The following is a 12,789-nucleotide window of genomic DNA, read 5'->3' on the forward strand; positions in this document are numbered from 1 at the left end:
CACCAGAATCGAAGCCTTATGCCCGCACCGCCACTGCCGCCCGACGAAGAACGCAGGCTCCAGGCCCTGCGCACGCTGAACCTCCTCGACACCGCGCCGGAAGAGCGCTTCGACCGCGTCACCCGGCTGGCGGCCGACCTGTTCGGCGTGCCGGTCGCAATGGTCGGACTGGTCGATGCGCGGCGCGAATGGTTCAAGTCGCGTGTCGGAGGACTCGGCCCGGAACTGCCGCGCGCGCTGTCCCTATCTGCCCACGCCATCGTGGACGACGCCGGGATGGTGGTCGAAGACGCGCTGGCCGACGAACGCTTTGCCGCCCATCCCCTCGTCACCGGGGAGCCGGGGATTCGCTTCTACGCCGCGGCGCCGCTGGCCGCACCCGACGGCAGCAAGGTCGGGACGCTGTGCCTGATCGACAGGGCGCCGCGCCGTTTCGACGCGCGGCAACGCGCGCTGCTGCGCGACCTGGCAGCGATCGTCGCACGCGAATTCGCGGCCGACGAACTGCAGGGCGCCCTCGCCCGGGAGCGCGAGAGCGCTGCCGGGCTGCGCGCGCTGATCGACCAGTTGCCCGAGGGCGTGCTGGTGCTCGACGAGAACGCCGTGGTACTGTCCGCGAACCGGGCCGCGGGCGCGCTTTTCGGCGCCGAGCCGGACGCGCTGGGCGGACGCGGCGTCGAATCGCTCGCGGCCGACGCCGACAGCGTTCGGCTCGCCGGCCAGGCCGAAGACGCCGTGGTGACCCGCCAGCTGAGCGGCCGCCGCGTCGACGGCAGCATTTTTTCCCTGGACCTGACAGCCCGCGCCGTCGTGCTGGACGGACGCCGCCGTTACGCCGCCATCGTGCGCGACGCCGCGGCGCCCCCTGAACATGCCTTGGGCCCGCGCGCGGCCAGCGAACGCCGGCACAAGACCTTCACCCTCGCCTCGCACGAGCTGCGCACGCCGCTGGCGAGCATCATCGGCTTTACCGAACTGCTGCTCAAGCGCGAATTCGATGCGCCGACCGCGCGCGAACTGGTGGAAATCGTGCATGCCCAGGCTGCCACGCTGACGACCGTGCTCAACCAGATATTCGACCTCGCGCGCATCGAGGCCGGTGGACGCCGGGCGCTGCACATCGCGCCCGAGTCGGTGAACGCGGTACTGCTCCAGGCCATGGGCAGCATCGAAGCGCTCGGCCAGAACGCGCGCGTCGTGCTCGCCGTCGACCCGGGCCTGCCGCCGGTGGCGGCCGACGCGCACCGGCTGGCGATGGCGTTTTCCAATGTGCTGTCCAACAGCCTGCGCTATTCGGACGAGGGCAGCCCCGTGACGGTACGCGCATGGTCCGAGGCCGCGCCCGCCCCGGGGGCGGTGCTGGTGCGAGTGAGCGACCAGGGAACCGGCATGTCGCAGGAAGAGCGCGAGCGCCTGTTCGAATCGTTCTACCGCGGCGCGGGCGCCCGTGGCACTGTCGGAACCGGTTTGGGCATGGCCATCTTCAAGGAAATCATCGACCTTCACGAGGCGGGCGTCGAGGTCGCGTCGAGCCCGGGCAAGGGCACGAGCGTGACAGTGCGGCTGCCGATCGCCGGCGAGGTGACCGATGCCTGATTCGATCCTGGTCGTCGACGACCGGCCGGAACTGCGGCTCCTGATCCGGCTGAGCCTACTCACACTGGGCCGGGTCGACACCGCGGCGACGACCGCGGAAGTGCTCGAGCGGGTACACACCGACCCGCCGCGCCTGCTGGTACTCGACGTTTCGCTCGGGACTGAATGCGGCCTGAGCCTGTGCAAGTTGCTGAAAGCCGACCCGGCCACCAGCATGATCCGCATCATCCTGCTCTCGGCCCATGGCCAGCGCGCCGACGTCGCCGCCGGCATGGCGGCCGGCGCCGACAGCTACGTGATCAAGCCTTTCAGCCCGCGCGAGCTGCTGGCTGCCGCCACGGCCCTCATGCAAGAGAATTGATTCCGTAAATTCGGCAACTACGCCCAAATTCGATAAAACCGATAGCAATTCCGGGGAAATCCCTTGCGTTCGGTTGCTGCCGTCCCGCTTCCGCCGCACATCATGTATGATGCAAGAATGTTTTGCTGCTAAGAAACCTTAGTGGCATCATCATCAAGATTGCCTTGCCCTGACTCCGGAGTGCTGAATGTATCCTCGCTTGTTCCCTGCCGCCTTGCTGACGATCTTGCCGACGATCTTGCCGACGATGCTGCTGGCGTTTCCGGCGCAAGCGCGCATGGAGAGCGCGAGCATGGAGGCAATCTTTTCCCTGCACGCCGCCTGGACTGTCGACTTCCTCTCTCGCACGGCGGCGCCGCGCGTCTCCTGCACCGACGCCAGCCCTTACCGCCTCGCATCCCAGGTGCAGGCGTCCGGCGGCGCGAGCTGGGTCCTGACATTCTGAGGCGCGCCCCGCCGCCGCCTTCGCCTAGCCGGCGCAGCACTTCGCGGAACGCTCGAAGACGCGACCGGAAACGGGGCGAAGCGGCAACGCGCCGGCCGCGCAGCCACGGCCACGCGCATCTTTCGGTGCATACCTAGAAATACACCGTCACGGTCAGCGTATCCTTGTAGTCGCCCGGCGACGGCGTCGGCTGCGGCGGCACCCTGCCGTACAGGGGCAGGCTCTGCACCGTGCCGGTGCCGGTGCCGGCCACCGTCGACGTGCCCGCCGTGCCGTCGCCCCAGCCCGGACCGTCCGGGGTGCCGGAAATAACGTAGCGCACCGTTTCCCCGGTCAGGGCGTTGCGCATGCGGCGCTCGCCGACGCTGCCGTGCATGCCGCCGTCCAGGGCGATACGATAGGCATTGTTGGCCGTCAGCTGGAGCGCCAGCGCGGCATTCGCGCGCACTGTGCCTGTGAGAACGCTGCTGCTGCCGAACTGCAGGTTCGAGGCATTGATGACGGCATCGTTAATGACCGTGGCGCGCACCTGGAACGGGAGCGTCGAGGTGGTCCCCGCGGTACAGGAAGGCGTGCCGCTCACGCTCGAGAAGGCGTAAGTGAAGGTGGCGTCGGCGCCGAAAATGCTCGCAAAGACCGTGTCGGCATTACCGGCGGTGGCAACGCCTGCCAGCATTGAACCGGGCACCTTGCCGTAAATCGTATGAGTACGGGAAAAAGACCCCATCGCCACCACGCCGGCCGGCACCGAGACGAGCAGCGGCGTCTGGTTGGCCGGCATGGCGGCGCCGCCCCAGACCGCCGCGCCGCCATAGCTGCTGTCGAGATACAGGTTGTAGGGCAGGCGCGACCCGCCGGCGGCCATCGTGCGCCATGCGCCGGAGGCGCCGCCGCTGCCGGCGCCCAGGCTGGCGCACTACGACAGGTTCGGGAACAGGACGGTCGGCAGGCGCGGCGACATCACGCACTTGATGGTGAGTGGGCCGCTGGCGAAATAATCGCTGCCCGCGATCGGACTGACCTGGGCGAAGACGACATCGGTCATCACGGCGACGCAGCTGTCGGCACGCGCGGACTCGCCGCTGCCGAGCCACAGCACCAGGGCCAGCAGGGCCCAGTGCATGCATTTTTCGAGTATTTTCATGGTCCTCCGAGAGGCGCGCAGGTCAGCGGCCCGATCCGCGCGGGCGCCGCGCCCGGCGCCGGGTCGACATCGAATTTCACTTCGCACGCTCCTTCGGGCGCGCGTGCCGCCACGTAGCGCTCGACCTCGAAACGCGCCACGAGGCCGGCCAGTTGCTGCGGCACGACGTCAATGCTGGCCGTGCGCACGTGGGCGGCGAGCGGCAGCTCCGAAGTGTCGGTCGCCAGCCGGTTCGGGGAGTATGGCGCCAGGTCGGGCAGCAGGAACCGGCCGCCGGCGTCGGTCCGTCCGATCAGGCGGTTTTCCTGCGGTACCGGCACGTCCGGCAAGCCGGTTGAGACCAGCCCGTATCCCGTTCACGAACAGGCTGACGCTGCTGGGCACCACCGCCGAACCCTTCAGGCCGGCCACCGGATAGGTGACCAGATCGGGGCGCAGCTCGAAATTATTGCGCCACTCGACGCCGGCCATGCGCAGGGAACGGGTCCACGAGAACGAGCGGTTCACCAGGTCGCCCACCCGGAGCGAGGCCAGCGCGGCCGGATCGGCCCAGCTCCACGTGCTGTCGTGACGCAGGTAACGGCGTCCGGTACCATGCAGCGTCGCCACGCCGCCGGTGCTGAAGAGGCCGCGCGCGTCGAAATAGCGCAGCTCGTTAAGGGCGGCGATGCTGCGCACTGGCGATGGCACGGCGAAATGTCGATGCAGACATGAGAATTCTCCTGGATAGTGATGCGCAGAGTTGCTACGCATCAACTATGCCAGAATTTCGTTAATCGGCAAAGACGGCAACAACGATCAAATCAGTAATTGTTGCTTGGAAGCATCGCTTGCATGAAAGAATGTCATGTCATGTCGCCGGCGCGTGGCGGGCCGGGCCGTCGCGCGTCAGGATCACGTGGAAAACCGTGCCCCCACCGGGCGCATCGGCGATCTCGATCGCGCCTCCATGCTCGTCGACGATACGCTTGCAGATAGCCAGTCCGAGCCCGGTGCCGCCGGCGTCGCTCCCCTTCGCACCGATCTGGACGAAAGGCTGGAAGACCCGTTCGCGCATGGCCGGCGGAATGCCCGGCCCGCGGTCGCAGACCGACAAGCGCGCCCCGCCGTGCTCGGCGATCAGTTGCAGCAGGACCGGGCTGCCCCGCGGCGCCACCTTGATCGCATTCGACAACAGGTTGGTCAGCACCTGAGTCAGGCGATCCATATCGAAGTTCGCGACGATCGCCTCGGCCCCTGGACCGCTGTCGAGCACGAGCGACACGCCGGCGGCGGTGGCCATGCCGCGCATCGTGCGCAGCGCCTCGCGCGCCAGCGGCAGCACGGGCTGCATGACGGGCGCGAAGCTCATCATCCCGGCCTCGATCTTCTGGATGTCGAGCATGTCGTCGACCAGGCGATTGAGGCGGATGCAGTTGTCGTTGCAGATATCGATCACTTCCTGCATGTCCGCGGGCAGCGGCCCGAGCACGCCGTCGGCGAGCAAGGCCAGCGAGGCCCGGATCGAGGTCAGCGGCGTGCGCAGCTCGTGCGAGACGGTGCCGACGAATTCGTTTTTCATGCGGTCGATGCGCTTGCGTTCGGTAATATCGCGCAGGAAGATGCTGAAGGTGGCGGCGTCGCCCTGCCCGGTCAGGCCGGTACTCATTTCAACCGGGATCTCGACGCCGTGACGATCGGTGACGACCCGTTCCACGCGGCGGTCGAGCGCACCGTCCTGGCCGCCGTCGAGGAAAGACGCCCTGGCCTGGCCTGCTTGCGGGCGAAAACGCTCCGGCAGCATCAGCTCGACCAGGCGCTTGCCGATCACTTCGTCGCGGCGCCAGCCGAGTAACTGCTCGGCCTGCTTGTTCCATTCGATGATGCGGCCCGCAAGATCGGCCCCGATGAAAGCGTCGTGCGCGGTGTCGACGATGGCCCGGATGCGCGCTTCGCTGGCGCGCACGGTGTCGAGGGCGCGCCGCAGTTCGAGCGTGCGCGCCTCGACCACGCTCTCGAGCGTGCTGTTGACTTGCAGCAGCTGGCGCCGCCGCTCCTCGAGATCGCCTACCAGGGTATCGAGGGAACGGCTCAGGGCTCGCACCTCGGCGTAGCCGCCCTGGTCGGACGGGATCGAGGACGCACCGCCACCGCTGACCTCGCCCGCCGACCTGGCCAGTTGTGCGAGCGGGCGCGTGACGCGGCGCGCCATCCACAGGCCGGCCAGCGAGCACAGCAGGGCCAGCGCGACCCCGCCCACGAGCAGCTGGGTGCGCATGTCGCGCACCGGCGCGTAGGCGTCGTCGACGCCCTGGCGCACCAGCACCACCCAGCCCAGGCCCGGATAATAGGAATAACCGGCGCCTTTCTGGTAGCCGACCAGGTAACGTTTTCCATCCGGCCAGCGCTCGACCGTGAAACCGCCCTGTCGGGTCGCCGTGGCGCGCCGGAAGCTTTCCAGCGCGAGCGTTGCATCGATCAGCTCCGGCGGGCCGAGCAGCACCTTGCCCGTGCTGCTCAGGATAAAGGTTTCAACCGAATTACGGCGTGCGAAGGAACCCACCACCGACTGCTCGACCTCGCGTGCCCAGCGCCAGGACAGGTGCGCCCCGAGCACCCCCTGCACCTTGCCGCCGGCGTCAGCGAACGGAAACGACACATCGACGAAGCGCCGCCCCTGGCCCGGCTGCGGCGGCAGCAGCTTGGCCAGCAGCACGGCCTCGTGGACGTCGCCCACGAAGCCGCCGACCAGGCCCTGGCGGAACCAGGGCCGGGAAGCGACGTTGGCGCCAACCAGCAAATTATTGCCCGCCGCCAAAACCTTCCCGTCACGGTCGGCGATGCCGAGCCATTCGTAGTAGGTATAGCTCTGCTGCACCTGCGCGAGCACCTGGGCCCGCGCCGCCGCCTCATAGTCGTGCTCGACCAGGGCGGCACGGCGCGCGATCAGGGCCACTTCACGGTAGCGCTCGAACATGCCGCGCTCGAGCTTGTCGGAAGTCTGGGACGCGAGGTCGGCCAGTCCTTCCCCGATGCGCGTTTCGACCTCGGCGACGGCGCGGCGCTCGACGAGCGCGACCAGGGCTGTCGTGAGTACGATCGACAATAGGGAAAAGGCCAGGGCCAGCTGGGTGCCCAGACCGCGCGGCATGAAGCGTTCGAGCTTGTTTTTCAAAGGACCCTCGGATTGCATCGCATGAGGAAACGCTGCAACGCTACCACAGCCCCGGCCTGGCGCGCCGCGCGCGAGCTGGAACGGCCTTTCCCGGCGGTGGGGCTGCGGCGGGGCGCACGCCGTTTTACCCGCGCTTCCTCCCGAACCGGTATGATCGCGCACCGGACGCGGCGCGGCCGTGCCCGGCGGGCACGCGGCAGGGATGCGCGGCATCGGCCGGTATTTTTTGGAATGGAGTTCTGTATGATCGTGGCCACACATAGCGGCAAATTTCACGCCGACGACGCCTGGGCATGCGCCGTCCTGTTCATCCTGTATCCGGACAGCGAGCTGGTACGCACGCGCGACATGGCCGCCATCGATGCCGCCGATTTCGCGATCGACGTCGGCGGCGTCCACGATCCGGCCAGGGGCCGCTTCGACCACCACCAGAAGGGTTTCGACTGCGCGCGCCAGTCCGGCGTGCCGTACGCCAGCGCGGGCCTGGTGTGGCGCGAGTACGGCGCGCGCTGCGTTGCCGCGCTGGCCCGGCAACACGCCGGCTACGCGCTCTCGCCCGACGCGAGCCAGCAGATGGCGTATGCGATCGACGCCGACATCGTCCAGTACCTCGACCTGTCGGACGTCGGCGCGGCCAAGAGCGCGCCGGGCGGCTATGGCCTGTCGGCCGTCGTCTCGGGCTTCAATCCGAACTGGATGGACGAGCAGCGGCTCGGCTACGGCGCCGACTCCGAGGCGTACCGGCTGGCGCAGTTTCGCAAGGCGATGGCGCTGCTCGCGGAGATCATGGTCAACTCGGTCAAGTACCGGGTCGGCGCCCTGCTGGCGCTGGAGCAGGTGCGCGGGGCGCAAGTGCTCGAAGGCGGCAAGCTGCTATTGCTGGACAATGGCGCCCTGCCCTGGACCGCCGTGGTGCGCAAGGAAATGCCGAAGGTCCTGTTCGTCATCAGCCACAGCATCGCCGAGCAGCGCTACATGATCCATGCGGTGCCGGTCAGCGCCGACAGTTTCGACGCCCGGGCCGACCTGCCTGCCGCCTGGGCCGGCCTGCGCGACGCCGACCTGGCGCTGGTTACGGGCGTGCCGGATGCGAGCTTTTGCCACAACGGGCGCTTCATCGCCGCCGCCAAGTCGCGCGCCGGCATCCTCGAGCTGGCGCGTCTGGCGCTGCAGGACGTGGCCCAGGGACCGGTCGCCGACTGAAGGAGGATCGCCGCGCGGGCGCCTGGTGCGGCCCCGCCGGCGCGGCAGCACTCAGCGGTTTTGCTGGCCCCTGGAAGCCGGGTCGTCGTCGCGGCCCTCATCCTCGACGCGTGCCCCCTGACCGCCATGGCTGCCCGGCTGGCCCGACTGGCGGTTGCCTTGCGCGCCGCCGGTGAGCTGGCCGATGCCTTCCAGACCAGTCTGGATCTGGCCGCCGCCGCCCGAGAAGCCCTTGTCGCCGGTGGGCGTTGCGCCATCGTCGAGCAGGTCGTCGGTACGCCCGGCCGATTGCGCATTGCCCTCGCGCTGCAGCTTGCCGCTATCGCCGGTGCCGCCCACGCCCATGCTGCCGGCACTGCTGGTACCGTTTTTCGTGATCTGGTCCCAGGAGCGGCCCTTCACGTCCTTCTTGTCCTTCTTGTCGTCGTATGTCGACATCATGTTCTCCTCGATCGTTGGTATCCGGGCATCTTAAGGGGCTGGTGCACCGGCACAATCGGCGCACGCGCGCCTGCCATGTAGGACTGACCGCACGGAATCCGGACGCAAAAAAACGGCGCCATCTCTGGCGCCGTTTTGCCGGCGCAAGCCAGGATCAGTCCTTGTAGTACAGGACCTTGCCGACCAGTTTGATATTGCCGGTACCGGTGCTCATGTCTTCGCCGCCCGAGAGGGAGCCGCCGCCGGTGATACGGGCAAATTTGCCGGTGCCGCCGGTGACCTGGAAGGTCGCACCCGAGAACACGTAGTTGGCGCCGACGCCGGTCGGCACGAACTGGCCGCTGTAATTGGCATAGATCTGGTCGCCCGAGGTGGTCATGACGATGAACTTGCCGCCGTTGAAATTAAACAGGGGGCCAACCGGGGTGATGCAGTCGGTCGCGATGAACACGACCTTGCCGCCCATCAGGGCGCTTTCGCCACGACCGCTGATGGTGCCACCGAATTTCGACGGGCAACGTTCGGCCGAGCCGACGGCTTCGACCAGCACGCCTTCGACCTCGAGCGGTGCGACGACCCAGTTTCCTGCGGATGCGGTGGCCGAAGCAGCGAGCAAAAGAGCAGCAGCGGCTGGACGGGCAATCGCGCGCAGGGTGGAAGTGAACATGTGTGTCTCCGGGAATTAAGTAAAATCTCATCATATAGATTTTGCACAAATCACTGCGCACGCTCAGCCTTACTTGTGGTTTTCAAGATACATAGATTTTCAGCAACATCTGCGTTCCATCCCGCCGCCGTGCGAGCGGCGGCAGGGCTGGCATTGACGTACCTATCGCTATTTACATCGGAGAAAACATGCGAGTTGCCACCTTCAACATCAACGGCATGGGCAGCCGCCTGCCGGCCCTGCTCGAATGGCTAGAAGAGACGCAACCGGACGTGGCATGCCTGCAAGAGTTGAAGTCGCCGCAGGAACGCTTCCCGCTGGCCGAGCTCAATGCCGCCGGCTACGGGGCGATCTGGCAGGGGCAAAAGAGCTGGAACGGCGTGGCGATCCTTGCGCGCGGCAGCGACCCGGTCGAAGTCGCGCGGGGCCTTCCGGGCGACGATAGCGACGAGCAGAGCCGTTATCTGGAAGCGGTGGTGGGCGACCTGGTGGTAGCCTGCCTGTACCTGCCGAACGGCAACCCAGCGCCCGGACCCAAGTTCGACTACAAGCTGGCCTGGTTCGAAAGGCTCATCACGCGCGCCCGGCAACTGCTGGAGACCGGTACGCCGGTCGTGATCGCCGGCGACTACAACGTCATGCCGACCGAACTCGACGTCTACAAGCCGGAACGCTGGCTGACCGACGCGCTGTTCCGGCCCGAATCGCGCGAAGCCTTCCACCGGCTGCTGAACCAGGGTTGGACGGACGCGCTGCGCGCCATGCACCCGGACGAAGTCATCTACACCTTCTACGATTATTTCCGCGATGCCTATGGACGCAACGCCGGCCTGCGCATCGACCACCTGCTGCTCAGCCCCGCGCTGGCGCCGGCGCTGCGCGCGGCCGGCACCGACCACGCCATCCGCGGGCGCGACAAGCCGAGCGACCACGTGCCGACCTGGATCGAGCTGGACATGGGCGCGCTGGCCACGGAAAAGGCCGCGGCCAGGATGAAGAACGCCTGATCGGCGGTAGCCGCGGTCGGTCGGGCAGCGGCGCGCGCGGATAGACGGGATGCCGGCCGTGCCACTCGTCGAGGCCTTGGAGCGCGATCATGGGCCGGCCCCGGCCGGATCGATGGCATGCGCCGGACGCCGGTTCAGGCGGCGCTCGAGCAGGAAGGCCAGCCGCGACAGGCCGAAGCACAAGATGAAATAGGTCAGCGCGAGCACGATATAGACCTCGACCGCCTTCGTGAACACCAGCGTATTGACCTGGGTGGCGATGAACGAGACTTCGGACAGGCCGATGATGTAGCCGAGCGAGGTGGCCTTGATGGTCGCCACCAGCTGGCTCACCAGCGAGGGCGAGACATGGCGCAGCGCCTGCGGCAGGATCACCAGGCGCAGCGCCTGGCCGTAGGACAGGCCGAGCGAACGCGCGCCTTCGAGCTGGCCCCTGGGCAGCGACTTGATGCCGGCGCCGACGATCTCGGCCAGGTAGACGGCATCGAACAGGACCAGGGTCATCAGCATGGTCGTGGCCTGTCCGGTCTTCACGCCGGTGACGGCCGGCAGGAAGAAGTAGGCCCAGAACACGACCAGCAGCAGCGGCACGGCGCGCACGAGCTGCACCAGCACGGCCACCGGCCAGCGCACGGCGCGCCACGGACTGACGCGCGCCACGCCCAGCACCAGGCCGAGCGGCATGGCCAGTACCAGGGCGGCCCCCGACAGCAGCACCGTGAGCGCGAGGCCGCCGAGCGGCCCGTTCGGGTATTGGCCGACCAGGAAATAGAGCCAGTAGTCCTGGATGAGTTCGATCATCTCAGGTCCTCACCGGAAAACGGCGCGCATACAGCTGGGCGGCCAGCGAAATCGCCAGCGACACGGTCAGGTAGGCCAGCGTCGCGAAGGTGAACGCTTCGACGCTGCGGAAGGTCGCCGTCTCGACGCGCGCGGCCTGGTACATCATCTCGGCCGCGCCGATCACGGTGGCCACGCTGGTGTCCTTCCACAGGTTGACCGTCTGCGACAGCAGCGGCGGCACGGCGATGCGGATGCTCTGGGGCAGCACGACCAGGCGCAGGGACGCGATGCGCCCCAGGCCGAGCGAACGCGCCGCTTCCATTTGCGATGCGGGCACGGCGCGCATGCCGCTGCGGATGTCCTCGGCCATGTGCACGCCGGCGTACAGCGACAGCGCGATGACGGCGCAGACGAACTCGGGGTTGTTCTCGTAGAGCGCCAGCTTGACCGGCTCGGGCAGCAGTTCGGGAAAGGCGAAATACCAGAACAGCAGGTGCGCCAGCAGCGGGACGTTGCGGATGCCTTCGACGACGGTCGCGCCGATTGCCTGCAGCGCGCGGCTGGGCGCAGTGCGCATCAGCGCAATCGCTACGCCCAGCGGCAAGGCGATCACGAAGCTCGCAAGCAGCAGCTGCAGCGACACGATGAATCCCTGCACCAGCCAGTCGTGGTATTGCCCGCCCTGGATCGGGCTTGCGTCGAAAAACGTCAACGGAGACGACTCAGAGCTTGTCGGTGTGGATGGTGAAGCCGCGCGTGGCGATGTTCGGGCGCGTGCCCGGCCCATACCATTTCATGAACAGGGCGTTCGCCGCGCCGCTCGTTTCCAGCTCGCGCAGGGTGGCGTCGACCACGGTCTTGAGACCTTTTTCGCCCTTGCGCAGGCCGAGCGCGATCGATTCGATGCCGATGCTGGTGGGCAGGATCGTGAAGTTCTTCGCGTTCGGACCGAGCTTGCCGAAATCGGCCAGGAGCGAGGACTCGTCGTTCACGTAGGCGATGCCCTTGCCCTGCTGCAGGGCCTGGAAGGCTTGCTGGGTATTCTCGAAGGTGACGACGGTGGCGGTCGGGACGGCGGCGCGGATGTTCGTTTCCTGGGTGCCGCCGCGGACCGTGACGACCTTCTTGCCGGCCAGTTGCGCCAGCGCGGTCACGCCGCTGGCGTTGCGCACCATGACTTTCGAGCCGGTGACGAAGTGGGTGAGCGCGAAATCGACCTGCGACTCGCGCTCCTTGTTGTGGGTAAGCGTCGCGGCCAGTACGTCGACATGGCCTTGCTGGAGTTCGGGAATACGGGCCGCGACCGACATCTGCTTGAACACAGGCCTGACCCCGATCTTCCTGGCGACGGCTGTCGCCAGGTCGATTTCGTAGCCTACCAGTGCACGGGTCTTCGGATCGATGAAGCTGTTCGGTTCGTCGGTGCCGAGCACGCCGAAGACGATCTCGCCCTTCTTCTTGATGTCGGCCAGCTGGTCGGCGTGGGCGCCGGCGGCCACGGCGAACTGGGCGCAAAGCGCGATCGCGCAGGCAAGCAGGGTGCGGCGGTTGGCCATCGGGTCTCCAGGGGCGTGAATGAACGGACCCGCGAGTATAGGCCATGCGAATGACCGCAGGAAGGATCGAATTCCAATAAGGACATGTTGAATCCGCATAAAGGCGCACCTCGCCCAGGGGAAGGTGCGCCTCTTCAACCTTGAACCGGCGGCTCGGACGATCTCAGTTGCCGCTGCCGGCGTTGGCGCCGGCGCCGCCGCTGGCCGAGGCCGAGCCGCCGACCGAAGCCGATGCCGATGCCGGGAACTGCGCCGACGTGGCCTTGCCTGCCAGGGCGCGCGCGCTGCCGGCGCCCGCGGCTGCCGCGTCCCGGGCCGCGCCGCGTAGGCCGGCGGCGGTGCCGGCGGCGTAGTCGCGGGTGCTGGCGACCTGGCTGCGCGCGGCGCCCGCCACCGGTGCGGCGGCCGACCGTGCGCCGGCGACGGCGCCGC

General features: G+C 67.7%; 15 protein-coding genes and 1 pseudogene. 5 read left to right on the top strand and 11 right to left on the bottom strand.

Annotated elements, in window-relative coordinates; translation table 11 throughout:
* The first annotated feature begins 18 nt into the window (after positions 1-18).
* From ACFPOU_RS02920 to ACFPOU_RS02930, 3 genes are all read left to right on the top strand, one after another.
* A complete protein-coding gene (locus ACFPOU_RS02920; RefSeq protein WP_379716952.1) occupies positions 19-1,596 on the top strand; it encodes a GAF domain-containing sensor histidine kinase in 1,578 nt (525 codons plus the stop codon).
* Positions 1,589-1,957: a response regulator transcription factor gene (locus ACFPOU_RS02925; RefSeq protein WP_379716955.1), complete on the top strand. Its 369-nt coding sequence runs from the start codon at positions 1,589-1,591 to the stop codon at positions 1,955-1,957. Before ACFPOU_RS02920 ends, ACFPOU_RS02925 begins: the two co-directional genes overlap by 8 nt.
* Before the next feature lie 187 nt (positions 1,958-2,144).
* Positions 2,145-2,402, top strand: coding sequence for a hypothetical protein (locus ACFPOU_RS02930; protein ID WP_379716958.1), 258 nt, complete (start codon positions 2,145-2,147; stop codon positions 2,400-2,402).
* Between the two features lie 133 nt (positions 2,403-2,535).
* On the opposite strand, the gene ACFPOU_RS02935 is transcribed toward ACFPOU_RS02930, so the two are convergent.
* From ACFPOU_RS02935 to ACFPOU_RS02955, 5 genes are all read right to left on the bottom strand, one after another.
* Positions 2,536-3,309, bottom strand: coding sequence for a Csu type fimbrial protein (locus tag ACFPOU_RS02935; RefSeq protein ID WP_379717011.1), 774 nt, complete (start codon positions 3,307-3,309; stop codon positions 2,536-2,538).
* Between the two features lie 9 nt (positions 3,310-3,318).
* Positions 3,319-3,546: a hypothetical protein gene (locus ACFPOU_RS02940; RefSeq protein ID WP_379716961.1), complete on the bottom strand. Its 228-nt coding sequence runs from the start codon at positions 3,544-3,546 to the stop codon at positions 3,319-3,321.
* Positions 3,543-3,710 carry a hypothetical protein gene (locus ACFPOU_RS02945; RefSeq protein WP_379716964.1) on the bottom strand — a complete coding sequence of 56 codons (168 nt, stop codon included), beginning with the start codon at positions 3,708-3,710 and terminating at the stop codon, positions 3,543-3,545. The genes ACFPOU_RS02940 and ACFPOU_RS02945 overlap by 4 nt, the downstream gene beginning before the upstream one ends.
* Positions 3,711-3,714: 4 nt before the next feature.
* Complete coding sequence (locus ACFPOU_RS02950; protein ID WP_379716967.1) at positions 3,715-4,224, bottom strand: hypothetical protein; 510 nt, start codon at positions 4,222-4,224, stop codon at positions 3,715-3,717.
* A 172-nt stretch (positions 4,225-4,396) separates the two neighbouring features.
* On the bottom strand, positions 4,397-6,700 hold the full coding sequence (locus tag ACFPOU_RS02955; protein WP_379716970.1) for a sensor histidine kinase: 2,304 nt from the start codon (positions 6,698-6,700) through the stop codon (positions 4,397-4,399).
* A 243-nt stretch (positions 6,701-6,943) separates the two neighbouring features.
* Between ACFPOU_RS02955 and ACFPOU_RS02960 the strand changes: the two genes are divergently transcribed.
* Positions 6,944-7,903, top strand: coding sequence for an MYG1 family protein (locus ACFPOU_RS02960; protein ID WP_379716973.1), 960 nt, complete (start codon positions 6,944-6,946; stop codon positions 7,901-7,903).
* A gap of 51 nt (positions 7,904-7,954) precedes the next feature.
* On the opposite strand, the gene ACFPOU_RS02965 is transcribed toward ACFPOU_RS02960, so the two are convergent.
* Both ACFPOU_RS02965 and ACFPOU_RS02970 read right to left on the bottom strand, forming a co-directional pair.
* Positions 7,955-8,344: a hypothetical protein gene (locus ACFPOU_RS02965; RefSeq protein ID WP_379716976.1), complete on the bottom strand. Its 390-nt coding sequence runs from the start codon at positions 8,342-8,344 to the stop codon at positions 7,955-7,957.
* Positions 8,345-8,498: 154 nt separating this feature from the next.
* The gene (locus ACFPOU_RS02970) at positions 8,499-9,011 is read right to left on the bottom strand and encodes a hypothetical protein (RefSeq protein ID WP_379716979.1); all 513 of its coding nucleotides are present in this window, start codon (positions 9,009-9,011) and stop codon (positions 8,499-8,501) included.
* A gap of 188 nt (positions 9,012-9,199) precedes the next feature.
* Here ACFPOU_RS02970 and xth point away from each other — a divergent pair, with 188 nt between their 5' ends.
* A complete protein-coding gene (gene xth, locus ACFPOU_RS02975; protein WP_379716982.1) occupies positions 9,200-10,018 on the top strand; it encodes an exodeoxyribonuclease III in 819 nt (272 codons plus the stop codon).
* Positions 10,019-10,105: 87 nt separating this feature from the next.
* On the opposite strand, the gene ACFPOU_RS02980 is transcribed toward xth, so the two are convergent.
* From ACFPOU_RS02980 to ACFPOU_RS02995, 4 genes and pseudogenes are all read right to left on the bottom strand, one after another.
* The gene (locus tag ACFPOU_RS02980; RefSeq protein WP_379716985.1) at positions 10,106-10,819 is read right to left on the bottom strand and encodes an amino acid ABC transporter permease; all 714 of its coding nucleotides are present in this window, start codon (positions 10,817-10,819) and stop codon (positions 10,106-10,108) included.
* 1 nt (position 10,820) lies between these two features.
* A complete protein-coding gene (locus ACFPOU_RS02985; RefSeq protein WP_379716989.1) occupies positions 10,821-11,513 on the bottom strand; it encodes an amino acid ABC transporter permease in 693 nt (230 codons plus the stop codon).
* A 10-nt stretch (positions 11,514-11,523) separates the two neighbouring features.
* Entirely contained in the window at positions 11,524-12,357 is an 834-nt protein-coding gene (locus tag ACFPOU_RS02990; protein WP_379716992.1) for an ABC transporter substrate-binding protein, read from the bottom strand.
* Positions 12,358-12,520: 163 nt separating this feature from the next.
* Positions 12,521-12,789 (bottom strand): annotated as a pseudogene (locus ACFPOU_RS02995) (hypothetical protein); the annotation flags it as partial.

Origin of the sequence: Massilia jejuensis (assembly GCF_042656795.1) — a bacterium.
GTDB lineage: Bacteria > Pseudomonadota > Gammaproteobacteria > Burkholderiales > Burkholderiaceae_D > Telluria > Telluria jejuensis.